The organism is Kitasatospora sp. NPDC002551 (assembly GCF_040296005.1).
Taxonomy (GTDB): domain Bacteria; phylum Actinomycetota; class Actinomycetes; order Streptomycetales; family Streptomycetaceae; genus Kitasatospora.
The window spans coordinates 116,564-133,067 of the sequence record NZ_JBEOWI010000019.1 but is presented as its reverse complement, the minus strand read 5'-3'; the positions used below and the strand labels follow the sequence as shown (position 1 = coordinate 133,067).

Here is a 16,504-nt window from a genome sequence, read left to right as displayed (position 1 = left end):
CCCGGACAGCGCCGGTCCCGTTCACATGCCAACCACACCTCCTTGAAGCGACATCCTCAACAACCATTGTGGCTCCGCAGGCTCGGCGGGTAGAGGGCCCGTTCAGGCGGGCGTGCGTCGGCGGGTGTGCTCAGCCGACCGGCCGCGGTTCGGTCGGCGGGCCCGGGTCGGGATCCGGCGGCGGGAACGGCGGCACCGGCGGCGGCGCCGGGTCGGGCTCCGGCCGCGGCGCGGGATTCGGGTGCGGGTGCGGATGCGGGAACGGCTCGGTGTCGGGATGGCCGGGCGGTGGGACGGTCGGGACGGTCATGGCGCTCTCACCTGTCTCGTCGGACCTCACCGGCCCAGCGCGTGGGACAGCTCTCGCTTGTTCATCTTCGAACGGCCCTTGATGCCGCGCTGCCTGGCCTCGTTGTACAGCTGGTCGTAGGTCGGCCCGCCGGCGCCCCGGTGCGAGCGCTGCCCGCCCCGCCGGCCGGAGGACATGTCGTGGGTGGAACTGCGGCTCGCGGTCCTCGACTCGCCGTGCCGGGCGCGTTCCTTGTTGACCGTCCGGGCGGCGATCTCCTTGGCGCGCTTCTCGCTCTGGCCGCGATCCAGCGCGCTCTCCTTGATGTGCTCGTACTGGCGCTCCCGCTTGGGGCTCGATCCTCGGGGCATGGCGGCGCTCCTTTCCGGTTCCGCGTCCTCGCGCCCGCGTCTACCCGGCGGCGGGGCGGCAAACCACCCCCGCCGCCACCGCGGCACCGGGCGTTCCGCGCGTCACGCGCCGCGCGACGGTGGCACAGTGGGAGGCGGGGCGGCGCCGCCGCTCCCGGCGGCCGGGCCCGCCCGTCGGGCGATCCGGCCGTGCGGCCGATCCGGACGGTGGACGGATGGACGAGCACCAGGCTCCGGGCCGCGCCCCGGTGGCCGGCGCGGGCCGCGCGGACCAGCCCGACCAGGTCCTGCGGCAGCTGCTCGCCGGACTGACGGCGGTGCGCGACGGCGACTTCCGCACCCGCCTCGGACCGGACCTGCCGGGCGTGCCCGGTGAGATCGCCGCCGTCTTCAACGGCATGGTGGAACAACTCGCCCGGGTGACCTCCGAGGTGACCCGGGTGGCCCGGGAGGTCGGCTCCGAGGGGCGGCTCGGCGGCCAGGCGCACGTCCCCGGCGCGGCCGGGACCTGGCTGGAACTCACCGACGCCGTCAACGCGATGGCCGGCGACCTCACCCGGCAGCTGCGCAACATCGCCCAGGTGACCACGGGGGTGGCGCGCGGCGACCTCACCCAGAAGATCGAGGTGGACGCGCGCGGCGAGCTGCTGGAACTCAAGAACACCGTCAACACGATGGTCGACCAGCTCTCGGCGTTCGCCGACGAGGTGACCCGGGTGGCCCGGGAGGTCGGCAGCGAGGGCCGGCTCGGCGGCCAGGCCGACGTCCGTGACGTCTCGGGCACCTGGAAGGACCTCACCGAGTCGGTCAACGGGATGGCGGACAACCTCACGGCGCAGGTGCGCGCCATCGCCGAGGTCACCACCGCGGTCGCCGGGGGCGACCTCACCCAGAAGATCCGGGTCGACGCGCGCGGCGAGATCCTGCTGCTCAAGGAGACCATCAACACGATGGTCGACCAGCTCTCGGCCTTCGCCGACGAGGTGACCCGGGTGGCCCGGGAGGTCGGCACCGAGGGCAACCTCGGCGGCCAGGCCACCGTCCGAGGCGTGTCGGGCACCTGGAAGGGCCTGACCGACAACGTCAACGTGATGGCCTCCAACCTCACCGGCCAGGTCCGCTCGATGTCCGAGGTGGCCACCGCCGTCGCCCGGGGCGACCTCTCCCGCAAGATCACCGTGGAGGCCAAGGGCGAGATGGCCGCGCTCGCCGGCGCGATCAACACCATGGTGGACACCCTCTCGGTGTTCGCCGACGAGGTGACCCGGGTGGCCCGGGAGGTCGGCACCGAGGGGCGGCTCGGCGGCCAGGCACGCGTCCCCAACGTCGCCGGGACGTGGAAGGACCTCACCGACAACGTCAACTTCATGGCGCACAACCTCACCAGCCAGGTGCGCAACATCGCCCAGGTGACGACGGCGGTCGCCGGGGGCGACCTCACCCGCAAGATCGACGTGGACGCGCGGGGCGAGATCCTGGAGCTCAAGACCACCGTCAACACGATGGTCGACCAGCTCGGATCGTTCGCCGACGAGGTGACCCGGGTGGCCCGCGAGGTCGGCACCGAGGGCCGGCTCGGCGGCCAGGCCGAGGTGGAGGGTGTCTCCGGCACCTGGAAGCGGCTGACCGAGAACGTCAACGAACTCGCCGGCAACCTCACCCGGCAGGTGCGCTCGATCGCCGAGGTCACCAGCGCCGTCGCGGCCGGTGACCTCACCCGCTCGATCACCGTGGACGCCTCCGGCGAGGTCGCCGACCTCAAGGACAACGTCAACTTCATGGTGGAGTCCCTGCGCGAGACCACCCGCGCCAACCAGGAACAGGACTGGCTGAAGACCAACCTCGCCCGCTTCACCGCCGCCATGCAGGGCAAGCGCGACATCCGCGCGGTCGCCGAACTGATCACCGACGAGCTGACCCCGCTGGTCGGCGCCCAGTACGGCGCCTTCTACCTGGCCGAGGAGGACGGCGAGTCCACCGGGCTGGCCCGGATCAGCGCCTACGGGCCGCCGACCGGCGGCGGCGCCCCCGCGCGGGTGCGGCTCGGCGAGTCGCTGGTCGGCCAGGCCGCCCGCAGCCGTCGCACCGTCGCCCTCGACGACCTGCCGGCCGACTACGCCACCATCGCCTCCGGCGCGGGAGCCACCCACGCCCGCTCGGTGGTGATCCTGCCGATCGCCCTGGAGGAATGGCTGCTCGGCGTCATGGAGTTCGCCTCCGTCCACCCGTTCAGCGCCGTCCACCGTGACTTCCTGGAGCAGTTCGCCGAGGCCTGCGGCGTCAACATCGGCACCCTGCTCGCCAACGCCCGCACCGACGAACTGCTCGGCGAGTCCCAGCGTCTCACCGCCGAACTCCAGGCCCGCTCAGAGGAGTTGCAGAAAGGACAGGAGGAGCTCCGGCGCTCCAACGCCGAACTCGCCGAGAAGGCCGGGCTACTCGCCGACCGCAACCGCGACATCGAGGCCAAGAACCTGGAGATCGAACAGGCCAGGCAGGAACTTGAGGAACGCGCAAGACAGTTGAGCCTCACCTCGATGTACAAGTCGGAGTTCCTGGCCAACATGAGCCACGAACTGCGCACCCCGCTCAACAGCCTGCTGATCCTCGCCCAGCTCCTGGCCCAGAACGCGGCCGGCAACCTCACCCCCAAACAGGTCGAGTACGCGGGCGTCATTCACTCGGCCGGCTCCGACCTGCTCCAGCTCATCAACGACATCCTCGACCTCTCCAAGGTCGAGGCCGGCAAGATGGAGTTCAGCCCCGAACCCTTCACCCTCCAGGAGCTGCTGGCCTACGTCGAGGCCGCCTTCAAGCCGCTCGCCGACCAGAAGGACCTCGCCTTCCGGATCACCGTCGAGGATGGCGTGCCGCCCGAACTCGTCAGCGACCAGGCCCGGTTGCGCCAGGTGCTGCGCAACCTCCTGTCCAACGCCATCAAGTTCACCGACGACGGCCGGGTCGACCTGCGCATCGAACGCGTCGACGCCGGCGCGCTGCCCGCCGAACTCGGCCAGGCGGAGGCCGCGGTGGCCTTCCACGTCGACGACACCGGCATCGGCATCGACCCGGCCCACCTCGACTCCATCTTCGGCGCCTTCCAGCAGGCCGACGGCACCACCGGCCGCCGCTACGGCGGCACCGGCCTCGGCCTGTCGATCAGCCGCGAACTCGCCCGGCTGCTCGGTGGCGCCCTCACCGTCCGCTCCACGGCCGGCCGGGGCAGCCGCTTCAGCTTCTACCTCCCGCTCGCCCGCCGCGACCGGCCCCCCACCGCCCCGGCCGCCGAGGCCCGCGTCCTGGTCGTCGAGGCCGACCCGCCGGCCCTGCTGACCCTGCTCACCCGGACCGCCGTCGAGGCCCACGGCGACGACCCGCCCACGGCCGTCCGCACCGCGGGCGACGAAGGCACCCTGCGCGCCGCCATCGCCGACGGCCCGTACCGGTGCGCGCTCGTCGACCTCGCCCGCACCGGCGATCTCGCCGCCGTGCTGCTCACCGCCCTCCCGGAGAGCACCCCCGTGCTCGGCTACCACGGCGACGGCGGCTCCGCCGGGAGCTTCGGCACCACCGTCGACCGCCTCGAACTCCTCACCGGGCTCGACGAGGTCCGCGAACGCCTGATCGCCCTGCTGGGCGGCCGCCACCCCGTCGCCCCGGGCCCGGCCGGGCCCGGCGCCGGCGCCGACGAGCCGCTCGCCGGGCGCACCGTGCTGATCGTCGACGACGACATCCGCAACGTCTTCGCCCTCGCCGCGGCCCTCGAACAGCACGGCCTGACCGTCCTGCACGCCGCCGACGGGCGCGCCGGACTCGACCTGCTGCGCGACCACCCCGAGACCGACCTGGTGCTGATGGACGTGATGATGCCGGGCCTCGACGGCTACGCGACCATCGCCGCCATCCGGGCGGACGAGCGCTTCGCCCGCCTGCCGGTCGTCGCCGTCACCGCCAAGGCCATGGCCGGGGACCGGGCCAAGAGCCTCGACGCCGGCGCCGACGACCACGTCACCAAGCCCGTGGACACCGAGCAGCTGCTGGCGCGGATGCGGCACTGGCTGGACACCTCATGACCGCCGGGCCACCGGACGGCACCCCGCGCGACGACACCGTGCGCGACCCCGCCGCGCCCGGGAGCCCGCCCCCGGCGAGTGGAATCGCGGCGGATGCGGCGGATGCGGCGGACGCGGGGGACGCCGTCGCCCTGCAGCTCGCGGGCGCCGTCCGGCGGCTCCAGCACGCCGCCGAGCGGATGCGCGGCGAGGAGGGCACCCGGGCGCTGGTCGACCTCGCCACCGGGATGCTCGCCGAGCGCCTGACCGTCCCGCCCGCCGAGGCCGCCGCCCGCCTCGCCCGGCTCGCCCGGGAGGCCGGGGTGCCGGTCGTCACCCTGGCCGCCGACCTCGTCGGCCGCTCCGCCGAGCCGGCCGGCCCCGAACCGGGCGCTCCCGGCCGGGCCTGGCCGCCCGATGCCCCGGGACCGTCCGGACGCCCCGAGCCGCCCGAGCCGCCCGACGCCGCGGCACCCCCCGTCCGGGCCCTGGCCGCCGTGCCCGACCTGGCCGGCGCCGTCGAGGCCGTCCTGCGCCAGGGCGCCGCCCCGCTCGGCGCCCACGCCGTCCTGGTCTGGCAGCGGCTGCCCGCCGGCGCCCTCGCGCTCGCCGCCCAGTCCGGCCTGCCGGCCGACGAGGCCGAGGCCTGGAACCGGGTGCCGCCCGGCGTCCCCGCCGCCGTCCGCCAGGCCCTCGCCTCCGGCGCCGAGCACTGGCCCGACCAGCCGGCACCGCCCGGCCCCTGCGTCGGCGGTCCCGACACACCCCGGGCCGTCCTCCCGCTGCTCGGCGACGGCCGCCGCCGCGGCGCGCTGGAAGTCCTCTGGCCCGGCCCCGCGCCCGCCCTCGGCACGCCGCAGCGCCGCCAGCTGCGGGCCCTCGCCGACCTGTGCGCCACCGTCCTCGGCCGTCCCGAACCCGCCGTCGCGCCCGAGCGGCAGGCCGACCTCCTCGACGGCCTGGTGAACCCCGCCCTGCTGCTCGAACCCGTCCTGCGGGACGGGCGGACCGTCGACTTCACGATCCTGCGCACCAACCGGGCGTTCCGCGACCCGCTCGGCCGCCCCCGCAGCGGCCTGGACGGCACCTCCCTGCTGGAGGCCTACCCGGTGGCCTGCGCCACCGGCCTGCTGGAACCGCTGCTGCGCGCCCACGAGACCGGCGAGACCCGCACCGACGACCGCCTGCACCTGGTCTTCCAGGGCGGCGGCATCACCCAGCCCACCACCCTGCGGATCGCGGTCGCCCCGCTCGACGGACGGCTGCTGCTCAGCTGGCAGCGGGACACCGACCGGCCCGGCGAGACCGACCAGACCGCGCTGCTGCGCCAGGCCCAGCGCCTCGCCCGGGTGGCCGGGTTCGAGGAACAGCCCGGCACCGGCCGGATCCTCTGGAACGCCGGCCTGCCCGAGCTGTTCGGCCTGCCGCCCGGGGCCCCGGCCGTCCCGCTGGCGCGCCTCGCCCGGCACGTCCACCCGGACGACGAGCCCGCCGTCCGGCGGCTGCTGGACACCGTGCAGCACCGCCTGCGCACCGCCTCCGCGGTGTTCCGGCTGGTCCGCCCGGACGGCTCCCAGCGCTACACCCGGGTGGTGGCCGAACCGGTCCTGGACGCCGACGGCGCGCTGAGCGCCGTGCGCGGCGCCTACCACGACGTGTCGGCGCAGCACTGGACGGAGGTCGCGCTCGGCGCGACCCGGGCCCGGCTGGCCGACAGCGAGCAGGAATCGGCCGAGCGCGAGCGACTGGCGCTGCGGCTCCAGCAGGCGATCCTGCCCGCCGCGCCGCCGCCGCTGGGCGCCACCGGGCTGCGCGCCGCCGTCCGCTACCGGCCCGCCGCCAAGCGCGAGCGGGTCGGCGGCGACTGGTACGACGTGCTGGTGCTGCCCGACGGGCGGGTGCTGCTCGCCGTCGGCGACGTGGCCGGCCACGGGGTCGGCGCGGCCACCGGCATGGTCGCGCTGCGCCACGCGCTGCGCGGACTGGCCGTCACCGGCGCGGGCCCCGGCCGGCTGCTGGAGTGGGCCAACACCGTGGCCCTGCGCGAACCGGGGCAGGTGACCGCCACCGCCGTGTGCGTGCTGCTCGGGCCGGACGACGGCTCGCTGCGCTGGGCCCGGGCCGGCCACCTCCCACCGATCCGGCTCGGCCCGGACGGCGCCGAGGTGCTGCCGCTGCCGCACGGGGTGCTGCTCGGCGCGCTGGCGGACGCCGAGTATGAGGAGGACACGGCCCGCCTGGAGCCGGGCGACGTCCTGCTGCTCTACACCGACGGTCTGGTGGAACGCCGGGACCGTCCGGTCGAGGAGTCCGTCGACCACCTCATCCGGGCCGCCGGCCGGCCCGGCCCCGACCTGGAGCGGTACCTGGACCTGCTGCTGGAGCTGAGCCCGGCGGACACCGACGACGACACCTGCCTGGTCGCCGTCCGGGTCGAACAGGGCGGCTCCGCCGGCCCCGGCGCCCCGCGTTAGGCCGGGGCCCGCCCGGGTAGGCGCGCCGCACCGGAGGGGCATGGGCACCGACGGGGGAGAGGACCGAAGGGACACGCCATGTTGCTGTTCGGACTCCTGCTGGTCGCCGCGACGGCGGCCTTCACCGGTCTGCTGATCGCCGACAACCTGTCCGGCGGGCCGGAGTACCAGGTGACCATCCTGGGCAACCAGCTGGTGACGCTGGACAGCCTGGGCATCTTCCTCGCCGGGCTGGCGCTCGCGCTCCTGTTCTGCCTCGGGCTGGCGCTCGCCGCCGCGGCCCGCCGCCGGGCGCGGACCGGGCCGGTCCGCCGGACGGCCGTCGCGGAGCGGGCGCCGCGCACCGACGGGCGGACGGCCGGCGAGCCCGTCGCCCGGGAACGGACGGAGGGTGAGCCGGTCGCCGGAGGCCCGGTGGCCGCTGCCGAGGGCGCAGAGGACACCGGGACCGCCGGGACCGCCGGGACCGCCGGTGACCAGGGTGACCGGACCGGCGGCATCCCCCGCGAACCCGCGCGCCGCAGCCGGCTGCGCCGGATCCTCGGCCCCTACCGCTGACCGCCGGCCCGCCGGTGAAGGAGGAACGACCGCCCGCCCGGGGCCACCCCGGCCGCCCCGCCGACCCCCGGGTGCCGCTAGCTCTGCTTGACGGCGGAGATGTCGAACTCCAGGACGACCTTGTCGCCGACCAGCACGCCGCCACCCTCCAGCGCCGCGTTCCAGGTGACGCCGTACTCCTTGCGGCTGATCGTCACCGAGCCCTCCAGGCCCACCCGCAGGTTGCCGTACGGGTCGACCGCGTTGCCGGTGTACTCGAAGTCGATGGTGACCGGACGGGTGGTGTCCTTGATGGTGAGGTCGCCGGTCACCCGGTACTCGGTCTCCGAGCGCGGCTCGACCGAGGTGGTGCGGAAGGTGATGTCGGGGTAGGTGGGGGCGTCCAGGAAGTCGTTGGTGCGCAGGTGCTGGTCGCGCTGCTCGACGCCGGTGTCGATGCTCTGGGACTTGATCGTCACCTGACCGGCCGACTTGGCCGGGTCACCGCCGTCGAGGTGGGCGGTGCCCTCGAACTCGCCGAACGAGCCCCGGACCTTCGTCACCATGGCGTGGCGCGCCACGAAGCCGATCCGGGTGTGGGCGGGGTCGAGGACGTAGTCGCCGGTGAGCTCGGGGAGCGAAGCGGTCATGGGGTGCCTCCGTGGTGTGGGTCCGCAAGGACGGTGGCACGGCCGGCCGGGCCGCGCACCCCAGCATCATCGCGTGCGCGACGGCCTGCGGCAGGTTGCCCCGCAGTCGACGCGGCCGACCGCCGCCGGGCGGAGCCTTGCGGCGGTTTGGTAATATTCATAATCGAATCTTGACTATTACAGGGGGTGGCGGGTGGACGAGCCCACCGTCAACGAGCTGGTGCGGGAGTGGGTCGAGGGCTGGATCGTGTCGCGGGGTGCGGCCGACCCGGTGGACGAGCCCTGGGGATGGACCGTCGACGTCGGGCAGCCGCGGCAGGTGGCCCGGCACGTCCTGCCGGAACCCACCGAGGCCGACGTCCGGAAGCTGGTGGCGGCCACCACGGCGCCGTGGACCTGGCTGAAGCTCTTCGCCGACGACGACACCGTGCGCCCCTGGCTCGGCCCCGGCTGGTGCTTCGACGTCCCCGGGTACCTGATGAGCGTTCCGCTCGCGGCCGGACACCCGGCGGTGCCGGCCGGATACACCCTCACCAGCTGGTGGCGCGGCGACGTGGTCCGGGTGCTGGTCCGCACCGGGGACGGCCGGTTCGCCGCGCGCGGCCAACTCGCCGTCACCGGCACGACCGCCGTCGCCGACCAGATCGAGACCGACCCGGAGCACCGCCGCCGGGGGCTCGGCTCGCTGGTGATGCGCATCCTCCAGGACGCCGGGCACCGGCGCGGCGCGGTCACCGGCCTGCTGGTCGGCACGCCCGAGGGGCGGGCGCTGTACACCGCCCTCGGCTGGCGCGAGCGCGCCACCATGGCGAGCCTGTACTACGCGCCGCAGGACGCGGAACCCGCGAACGGCTGAACGCCGTGCCGGTCCGGACGGGGAGTCCGGACCGGCACGGCGCCGCGGCAGCGGTTCGGCGCCGGTTCAGCACTGGGGCCGCTTGCCGTGGTTGGCGCCCTTGCGGCGGGCCCTCTTCTTGCGGCGACGCTTCGAGGACATCGGGCCTCCTAGGTGGTTCGCCCCCGTCCCAAGGTCTCACACCGCGGGCCCGCCGTCGCGCCGGTCCGCTGCGGCCGGCCCGGACCCGGCCGGGTCAGACGGCCTGCCAGAGCGCCGGCGCGTTCGGCGGCTCCCAGCCGGCCTGCGCCTGGTGGCCCTGGAGGCAGCGGTAGGAGGTGCTGCCGTAGGTCACCGTGGCACCGGCCTGGTAGACGGTGCCCGCCGCCCAGGTGCCGCCGGGGTTGCCCGGGCCCGGGCCCGGGCCGGGGCCCTGCGAGTCCGTCTTCAGGGTCAGCCCGTAGCCCTGCAGGATCGGGTTGACCGGCTGGAAGTACGTGGTGCCGCCCTGCGAGCAGTTGCCGGTGCCGCCCGAGGTCACGCCCTGCGCCTGGGTCCCCGAGATGAAGGAGCCGCCCGAGTCACCGGGCTCGGCGCACACGCTGGTGCGGGTCACACCGGAGACGGTGCCCTCCTGGTAGGTGACGCTGGTGCCGTGCTGCTGGATGGTCCCGCAGTGCCAGCCGGTGGTGGACCCGGAGCGGCAGACCGAGGCGCCGACCTGCTGGAGCACCGAACCGGACACCGCGCCGGACGCGCTGTTCACGTACGGGGTCGCCGTCCAGCTGCTGTTGGCGGCGATCCAGGACATGTCGTTGCCCGGGAAGACCGAGGCCTGGAAGCTGCCCTGGGAGACCCGGTTGGCGCCGGTCGTGGTGGCGCCGGCCCGGCCGCAGTGGCCCGCGCTGACGAAGCCCTGGGTCGTGCCCCGGGTGATCGGGAAACCGATCGAGCAACGGCTGCCGGAGCCGATGTAGTAGGCGTCGCCGCCGCGCAGGTCGTAGAGCGGACGCGGGGCCTCGGCCACCGTCTCCACCCGGACCGCCGCCCGGTCCACCCCGGCGGCGGTGACCAGCCGCTCGGCCGCGGCCGGGTCGGTGGCCTGCACCACCACGGTGTTGTCGCGCACGTCGACGTAGCGCACCGGCGCGGCGAGCGCGTCGGCCCGGCCCGCGGCGCCGCGCTCGGCGGCCCGGTCGAGCGCGGTCAGCGCGCCCTCCAGCGCGGCCAGCGGGTGCGCGACGACCACCGGCCGGGCGCCCGCCGCGCGGATCGTCGCGGCGTCGGCGGCCCGGGTGGTGGCCACGGCGAGGGCCGCGTCGGCGCCCTCCACCCAGGAGCCGGCCCAACTGCCGCCCAGGCCCTGGGCGAGCGCGCCGGCCCGGGCGCCGGCCCTGGCCTCGTTGGCGATCCGCGCCCGCGCCTGGCCGGCCGTCAGGCCGAGGTCGCGCCGCAGCGCGTCGATCACCTCGGGCGCGGCGGCGGCCACGCCCAGGGTGTCCGGCGCGCCGGCCGCGGCCGAGGCGGCCCGGACGGCGGCGGTGGATCCGGGGTTCGGGGCGGCGGCGCCGGCGGTGCCCTGGAGGGCGGTCAGAGCGAGGGCGGCGGTGGCCAGGACGGCGCACGCGGCCCTGGCGGGTCGTCGGAGCATGGGGGTCTCCCGCGGTCAGGGTGTGGGGGTTGCGGGAAACCGTAGGAGCCCCGTCCGCCGGCGGGGGAGATGTCACCCGGGGGTACAGCCCCGGGCTATACCCCACCGGGACCGCACGGCCGGCGACCGGCCGGCTCCGTGGTACAGAACACCTTTTGATGGACCGTTTCGTCAAGACCCCCGGCCGCCGGTGCCCGGCGGCCGGAGCCCTCAGCGCGGCTCGACGAGCCCCAGCAGCCAGAAGTTCGCGTACCGCCCGGCCGCCGTGGCCGTCGGGTCGGCCGGCCGCCCGCCCCGCCCCAGCCGGACGGTCACCGTGTCCAGGGCGACCGACGCGCCGCAGGTGTAGCCGAGCGGCGCGTACGTCTCGTCGGGCCCGCAGAGCACCGACACCACGCGCCGGGCGGGCGGGAAGCGCAGCACGATCTGCCGGTGGTCGGCGGACAGCACCTCCAGGTTGAGCACCAGGTGCGCGCCGCCGACCAGGTACCAGCCGCTGCCGGGCCGGTCCTGGCGCAGCGCCCCGGCGAGCAGCCGCAGCCGGCCCCCGCCGAGACCGGTGAGCCCTCCGAAGCCGCCCATCGCGCCGATCGCCCCGAGCCCGCCGAACACGCCGTGCTCACCCTGCTCACCGGACCCGCCGGGCCCGTCCGCCCCGCCCGCCGGCCGCTGGGCCGGTGCCCCGTCCCGCCCCCGGTCGGCGCCCCCGTCCGGCGGTTCGGCCGGTGCCACCGCCGCGGTGGCGAGCACCACCGCCGCCGCCACCGCCGCCACCGCCCTGAGCCGCCGCACGGTCCCCCCTCTCCACGCCGACCGCCCATCCGACCACGAACCACCCCCGCCCGGCCGCCCGCCGTGCCGCCCCACGCCGAGGACCACCCGCCCGGGTGACCTCCGCCCCGCCCGGCGGGCCCGCAGCGGGCCCCTGGGCTCCGTCGTCGACATGTTGATACGGGCTTCGAATCCGGCATAACCTCGCGGAATGGTGCAGAGCAGGGCAAGCGACGTCGACGGCTACCTGACCGAGGTGCCCGAGGAGCGCCGGGCTGTGCTGGCGAAGGTGCGGCAGCTGTGCCGGCAGGAGCTGGAGGGCTTCGACGAGGTCATGGCGTACGGGATGCCCGCATACGAGCGGGACGGCGCCTGCGAGATCGCGTTCGCCGGCCAGAAGCAGTACATCTCCTTCTATCTGATGCGCGGCGACGTTCGTGAGGCGTTCGGGGAGCGGCTGGCCGGGCAGGACATGGGCAAGAGCTGTCTGCGGTTCCGCAGGCCCGAGAACATCGACTTCGGCCTGTTGCGGGATCTGCTCAGGGCCACCGCGGCCCGGCCCGGCAGGATCTGCTGACACCGCCCGGCCGGGCCGGGCCGGTGCGCCTACCAGGCCTCGCCGGCCGCCAGCCAGCGGGCCCGCGCCTCGTGCTCGGCGTCCAGGTGGCCGTCCAGCCGCCAGCGCAGCACGTCGTAGTCCGGCAGGTGGCTCCACGCCTCGGCCGCCGTCAGCAGGTAGCGCCAGAGGACGCTGAGCCGCGCCCTCAGCTCCTCCACCACGTCGTCCGGGGACGACGGCCCCTCGTTCCCCTCCGCCGCCTCGGCCGCCCTCGCGGCCCGCTCGGCGAGCGCGCCGAGCACTTCCCGCGCGGTCCCGGTCAGGGCCGTCACCGTCCGGGACAGCGCCTCCCCGACCCGCTCCTCCTCGTTCCCCGGCGCGTCCGCGCCCTCCCGCAGCAGCACGATCCGCCGCCCGATGAACCCCGCGAGGCCGTCGATGTCCTCGGTGGTGATGTCGGCGGTGTACCGCAGCGCGGACCGCTGGGTGTCTGTCATCCGGGTGTCCCCTCCCTGGGTCGGCCCGATCCGGCCGACCGCCGGATCCGGCTTGCAGCCTCGGATATGGCACCCCGGCGGGAGCGGTAAACCTCCCCGGGCACTCCCACCCGGGGCACGGCCGGGCACACCCGGGCGGGCGGGGGCGCACCGGGTCGCCCCGGCGGTGATCGTTTACGGGTGGCGCATGCGCCTGCCACCTGGGAACATCGGCGGATGCTCACGCTCGCCGATGATCTCGGCCACCTCTCCTACGTCGTCACCGGCGACGGCCCGCCCGTGGTGCTGGTGCACGCCGGCATCGCCGACCACCGGATGTGGGACGCGCTCGTCCCCGAACTCGCGCGCCGGTACACCGTCGTCCGCTACGACCTGCGCGGCTTCGGCGAGTCCGCGCCCCCGGCCGGACCGTTCCGCGAGACCGACGACCTGTGCCGCCTCCTGGACCACCTCGGTCACGAGCGCGTCCGGCTGGTGGGCGCCTCCTGGGGCGGCCGGGTGGCCCTGGACTTCACCCTCACCCACCCCGGGCGGGTGCGGACGCTGGCCCTGCTCGCCCCGCCGTGGCCGGGCTACGACTGGTCCGCCGGGATGATCGCCTACGACGAGGCCGAGACCGCGGCGCTGGCCGCCGGCGACCTCGACGCCGCCGTCCGGGTGAACCTGGACATGTGGGTGCGCGGACCGGCCCGCACCTGGGACGAGGTGCCGGCGCACGCGGCCGACCGGCTCCGCGAACCCCTGCGGACCTCCCTGGTGAACCAGGCCGCGGTCGGCGAGCACTCGCAGGGCCCCGCGACCGGTGACCTCGCCGCCGTCGGCGTCCCCACCCTGGTCGCCACCGGCGGGCTCGACGTCACCGACTTCCAGGACATCGGCCGCCGCTACGCCACGGCGATCCCCGGCGCCCGCCTGGTCGAGTTCCCCACCGCCGGCCACCTGATCGCGGTGGACGCCCCCGCCGAACTCCTGGACGTCCTGGTGCCGTTCCTCGACGGGCTCCGGTCTTCCGGGGGTCGATGACCGGCCTGCCCGGGGTGTTCAGGTCCGCTCGGGCGTACCCGCCCGGTGTCGGAGCGGTGCATGCCGGCGGTGCTCGAACCGCTGGGGTTCACTGATCGCTGACGTGGCCGCGTGCGGCCGTTCGGACGCGAGGAGGCCGGCGGATGGGTACGGCTGGGCTGGGTCGGGACGATCTCCGGTCGCTGCTGGTGGCGCCTGCGACGGCGTCCGCGCGGATCGGTCTGGAGATCGAGTGCGGCGTCGTCGACCCACGGACCGGGCTCGCCGTCCCCTACCGGGGGCCGAGCCGAGCGCCTGCGCGCCCACCGTCCCGCCGAACCCTCCATCCCGGCCAGTCATCTCAAGCGCGGACTCTCGAAGGTCGCCAGCGCGCTCCACGACGAACTCGGCCTGCGAACCGCGCCCGCCACGTACGAGGACGTTCGCGACGTCGCCGCACGGCTGGACGCCGCCGAGGCCACCGGGACCCGCGCGGACAGCGTCGGCCGCGGCCGGTGACCTGGGCCGCGGACGCGAACGCGTTCAGGGCCGGGTGAAGGTCAGGTGGGTGACGCCGCTCGGGGTGGTGACGGACTCGACGTCGAAGCGGTCCTCCAGGGACTCCAGACCGTCCCAGAGCCGTTCGCCGCGGCCGAGCAGGATCGGGACCAGGGCCACGTGCAGGTGGTCGACGAGGTCGGCGGCGAGGAAGGCCCGGACGGTGGCCGGGCCGCCGCCGATCCGGACGTCCAGGCCGCCGGCGGCCTCCCTGGCACGGGCGAGCACCTCGTGCGGGGAGCCGTCGACGAAGTGGAAGGTGGTGCCGCCCGCCATCTCCACACTGGGCCTGGGGTGGTGGGTCAGCACGAACACCGGGGTGTGGAACGGGGGGTTCGGCCCCCACCAGCCGTTCCACTCGTGGTCCTGCCACGGACCGCGCTGCGGGCCGAACTTGTTCCGCCCCATGATCTCCGCGCCGATGCCCTCGCCCCAGGTGCGGGCCAGGGCGTCGTCCACGCCGGTTTCGCCGCCCTCCTGGCCGAGCATGGCGCGGAAGGTCCGGGTGCGGAAGAACCAGTGGTGCAGCCGGTCGCCCGCGTGGCCGAACGGGGCCTCCTGGCTCTGGCCCTCGCCGGTGCCGTAGCCGTCGAGCGAGACGGAGAAGTTGTGGACGCGTACCAGGGACACGGGGACACCCTCCGGTGGGCGGCGCGGGGCGGCGGCGGGCCGCGGCCGGTCGGGGCCGACTCTACGCGCGCGACGGTGCTCAGCGCCGCAGCCAGCCGGTGAGCGTGTCCCACCAGCCGCGCGGCGCCCCGGGCGGCGGGACCGCTTCCGGCTCCGCCGAGGGCACCGGATCCGCCGGCTCCAGGGGCTCCGGCGGAACCGGGACGGCGGCGTTCGCGCCGCTCGTGCGGTTCGTGCCGTCCGTCGCCGGCGGGCGTTCGCGCGGTGTGAACTCCACCGGCAGCTCCACCAGGTGGCGCGACAGCCAGGCCGACGTCCAGGTCAGCTCCGACTCCGGGACGGCGAGCCGCAGGTCCGGCAGCAGGGTGAGCAGGCAGTCGATCCCGGTCTCCGCGATGGCCCGGCCGATGTCCTGGCCCGGGCACTCGTGCGGGCCGCCGCCGAAGGACAGGTGGGAGCGGTTGCCGTGCAGCGGCCTGGTCGGGTCGGGCCGCACCACCGGATCGACGTTCCCGGCCGCCAGGCCCAGCAGCAGCATGTCGCCGGCCTTGATCCGCCGGCCGCCGAGCACGGTGTCGCCGGTCGCCCACCGCCCGGCGACCAGCGACATCGGCGGGGCGTCCCACAGCACCTGGTCCAGCGCGTCCGGCACGGTCATGTGACCGCCCGACAGGTGGGCGCGGAACCGCTCGTCGGTGAGGATCATCTTCAGCGTGTCGGCGATCAGGTTGACGGTGGTCTCGTTGGCCGCGAGCAGGACCACGCGCAGGTGTTCCATCACCTCCTCGTCGGTGAGCCCGGCCTCGTGCCGCATCAGCCGGGTGCACAGGTCGGGGCCGGGGTCGCCGTGCTTGCGTTCGACGGTGCGGCGCAGCGCGGCCACCACGTGGTCGTTGCTGGCGATGGCCGTCTCGGTGCCCTTCATCAGGTCGCGCGCCGCCTCGACCAGGCGCGGTCCGTACTCCTCGGGCATGCCGACCAGCTGGGTCATCACCAGCATCGGCAGGTGCTCGGCGAACCGGCTCACCAGGTCGGCCCGGCCGCTCGCGCCGAACTCCTCGACCAGCTCGGCGGTGTACCGGGTGACGAAGCGGCGCACTCCGCGCCGGTCCGTGCCGTTCAGGCCGTCGGTGACGGCCCCGCGCAGCCGGCGGTGCTCGGCGCCGTCCGCGAAGACGCAGAGCGGCTGCCAGGCGATGACCGGCATCAGCGGAGAGTCGGTGGCGACCTTGCCCTCCCGGAAGGCCGTCCAGCGGCGGGAGTCCCGGGAGAAGCGCGAGGGCGTGCGCATCACGGTGAGGTTGGAGGTGTGGCCGAGGACCAGCCAGGCCGGGAGGTCGCCGTGCAGCAGGACGGGCGCGACCTCGCCGTACTCGGCGCGCAGCTGCTCGTACAGCCCCGCCGGGTCCGCCTCGGCGGCCGGCCCGTAGAGCCGGCGCAGCCCCGCGACGGGCAGCTCGTCGAGGGCGGGTTCGTCGGGACCGGGTTCGTCGAGCGGGTCGAACACGGCCTGCTCCCGGCCGCCCGGGTCGCCGGCCCGGTGGGCGGGGCAGCCGGCCGGCGGGGCGAGGAGGGCGTCGTCACGGAACGGTGAGGTCACGATGGCTCCGGGGGTCGGTGGGGGGTGG

Annotated in this window: 14 protein-coding genes; 6 read left to right on the top strand and 8 right to left on the bottom strand. The window is 75.5% G+C overall.

The features are described 5' to 3' along the window. Positions 1-336 precede the first annotated feature (336 nt). Positions 337-660, bottom strand: a complete 324-nt coding sequence (locus ABT093_RS18600; protein WP_350565490.1) for a plasmid stabilization protein — start codon at positions 658-660, stop codon at positions 337-339. A gap of 215 nt (positions 661-875) precedes the next feature. Between ABT093_RS18600 and ABT093_RS18595 the strand changes: the two genes are divergently transcribed. The 3 genes from ABT093_RS18595 (at position 876) to ABT093_RS18585 (ending at position 7,744) form a co-directional block, all read left to right on the top strand. Further along, on the top strand, positions 876-4,733 hold the full coding sequence (locus ABT093_RS18595; protein WP_350565488.1) for a HAMP domain-containing protein: 3,858 nt from the start codon (positions 876-878) through the stop codon (positions 4,731-4,733). Then, positions 4,730-7,186, top strand: coding sequence for a PP2C family protein-serine/threonine phosphatase (locus ABT093_RS18590; RefSeq protein ID WP_350565486.1), 2,457 nt, complete (start codon positions 4,730-4,732; stop codon positions 7,184-7,186). The genes ABT093_RS18595 and ABT093_RS18590 overlap by 4 nt, the downstream gene beginning before the upstream one ends. A 78-nt stretch (positions 7,187-7,264) precedes the next feature. Next, positions 7,265-7,744, top strand: a complete 480-nt coding sequence (locus ABT093_RS18585) for a hypothetical protein (RefSeq protein WP_350565484.1) — start codon at positions 7,265-7,267, stop codon at positions 7,742-7,744. 77 nt (positions 7,745-7,821) lie between these two features. On the opposite strand, the gene ABT093_RS18580 is transcribed toward ABT093_RS18585, so the two are convergent. Beyond that, the gene (locus ABT093_RS18580; RefSeq protein WP_350565482.1) at positions 7,822-8,373 is read right to left on the bottom strand and encodes a YceI family protein; all 552 of its coding nucleotides are present in this window, start codon (positions 8,371-8,373) and stop codon (positions 7,822-7,824) included. 193 nt (positions 8,374-8,566) lie between these two features. Here ABT093_RS18580 and ABT093_RS18575 point away from each other — a divergent pair, with 193 nt between their 5' ends. After that, on the top strand, positions 8,567-9,229 hold the full coding sequence (locus ABT093_RS18575; RefSeq protein WP_350565480.1) for a GNAT family N-acetyltransferase: 663 nt from the start codon (positions 8,567-8,569) through the stop codon (positions 9,227-9,229). A 66-nt stretch (positions 9,230-9,295) separates the two neighbouring features. Here ABT093_RS18575 and ABT093_RS40990 read toward each other — a convergent pair whose 3' ends face one another. The 3 genes from ABT093_RS40990 to ABT093_RS18565 all read right to left on the bottom strand — a co-directional run bounded on the left by ABT093_RS40990 (position 9,296) and on the right by ABT093_RS18565 (position 11,651). Next, positions 9,296-9,370: a hypothetical protein gene (locus tag ABT093_RS40990; protein ID WP_502884254.1), complete on the bottom strand. Its 75-nt coding sequence runs from the start codon at positions 9,368-9,370 to the stop codon at positions 9,296-9,298. Positions 9,371-9,464: 94 nt separating this feature from the next. After that, entirely contained in the window at positions 9,465-10,859 is a 1,395-nt protein-coding gene (locus ABT093_RS18570) for a carbohydrate-binding protein (protein ID WP_350565478.1), read from the bottom strand. A 210-nt stretch (positions 10,860-11,069) separates the two neighbouring features. Then, positions 11,070-11,651, bottom strand: a complete 582-nt coding sequence (locus tag ABT093_RS18565) for a hypothetical protein (protein WP_350565476.1) — start codon at positions 11,649-11,651, stop codon at positions 11,070-11,072. Between the two features lie 190 nt (positions 11,652-11,841). On the opposite strand from ABT093_RS18565, the gene ABT093_RS18560 reads away from it, so the two are divergent. Further along, positions 11,842-12,207, top strand: coding sequence for an iron chaperone (locus ABT093_RS18560; RefSeq protein WP_350565474.1), 366 nt, complete (start codon positions 11,842-11,844; stop codon positions 12,205-12,207). Positions 12,208-12,236: 29 nt separating this feature from the next. Here the strand turns inward: ABT093_RS18560 and ABT093_RS18555 are convergent, their stop codons facing one another. After that, positions 12,237-12,686 (bottom strand): hypothetical protein, encoded by a 450-nt coding sequence (locus tag ABT093_RS18555; protein ID WP_350565472.1) that lies wholly within the window; start codon positions 12,684-12,686, stop codon positions 12,237-12,239. A 216-nt stretch (positions 12,687-12,902) separates the two neighbouring features. On the opposite strand from ABT093_RS18555, the gene ABT093_RS18550 reads away from it, so the two are divergent. Further along, positions 12,903-13,709 carry an alpha/beta fold hydrolase gene (locus ABT093_RS18550; RefSeq protein WP_350565470.1) on the top strand — a complete coding sequence of 269 codons (807 nt, stop codon included), beginning with the start codon at positions 12,903-12,905 and terminating at the stop codon, positions 13,707-13,709. Between the two features lie 522 nt (positions 13,710-14,231). On the opposite strand, the gene ABT093_RS18545 is transcribed toward ABT093_RS18550, so the two are convergent. Both ABT093_RS18545 and ABT093_RS18540 read right to left on the bottom strand, forming a co-directional pair. Then, on the bottom strand, positions 14,232-14,876 hold the full coding sequence (locus ABT093_RS18545; RefSeq protein WP_350565468.1) for a dihydrofolate reductase family protein: 645 nt from the start codon (positions 14,874-14,876) through the stop codon (positions 14,232-14,234). 79 nt (positions 14,877-14,955) lie between these two features. Next, positions 14,956-16,476 carry a cytochrome P450 gene (locus tag ABT093_RS18540; protein WP_350565466.1) on the bottom strand — a complete coding sequence of 507 codons (1,521 nt, stop codon included), beginning with the start codon at positions 16,474-16,476 and terminating at the stop codon, positions 14,956-14,958. Positions 16,477-16,504: the final 28 nt, after the last annotated feature.

Bases quoted from the DNA above. Each gene is read 5' to 3' on its own strand.
- ABT093_RS18560 (WP_350565474.1), top strand. From the start codon at position 11,842: ATGGTGCAGAGCAGGGCAAGCGACGTCGACGGCTACCTGACCGAGGTG.
- ABT093_RS18555 (WP_350565472.1), bottom strand. From the start codon at position 12,686: ATGACAGACACCCAGCGGTCCGCGCTGCGGTACACCGCCGACATCACC.
- ABT093_RS18590 (WP_350565486.1), top strand. From the start codon at position 4,730: ATGACCGCCGGGCCACCGGACGGCACCCCGCGCGACGACACCGTGCGC.
- ABT093_RS18595 (WP_350565488.1), top strand. From the start codon at position 876: ATGGACGAGCACCAGGCTCCGGGCCGCGCCCCGGTGGCCGGCGCGGGC.
- ABT093_RS18570 (WP_350565478.1), bottom strand. From the start codon at position 10,859: ATGCTCCGACGACCCGCCAGGGCCGCGTGCGCCGTCCTGGCCACCGCC.
- ABT093_RS18550 (WP_350565470.1), top strand. From the start codon at position 12,903: ATGCTCACGCTCGCCGATGATCTCGGCCACCTCTCCTACGTCGTCACC.
- ABT093_RS18585 (WP_350565484.1), top strand. From the start codon at position 7,265: ATGTTGCTGTTCGGACTCCTGCTGGTCGCCGCGACGGCGGCCTTCACC.
- ABT093_RS18600 (WP_350565490.1), bottom strand. From the start codon at position 660: ATGCCCCGAGGATCGAGCCCCAAGCGGGAGCGCCAGTACGAGCACATC.
- ABT093_RS18580 (WP_350565482.1), bottom strand. From the start codon at position 8,373: ATGACCGCTTCGCTCCCCGAGCTCACCGGCGACTACGTCCTCGACCCC.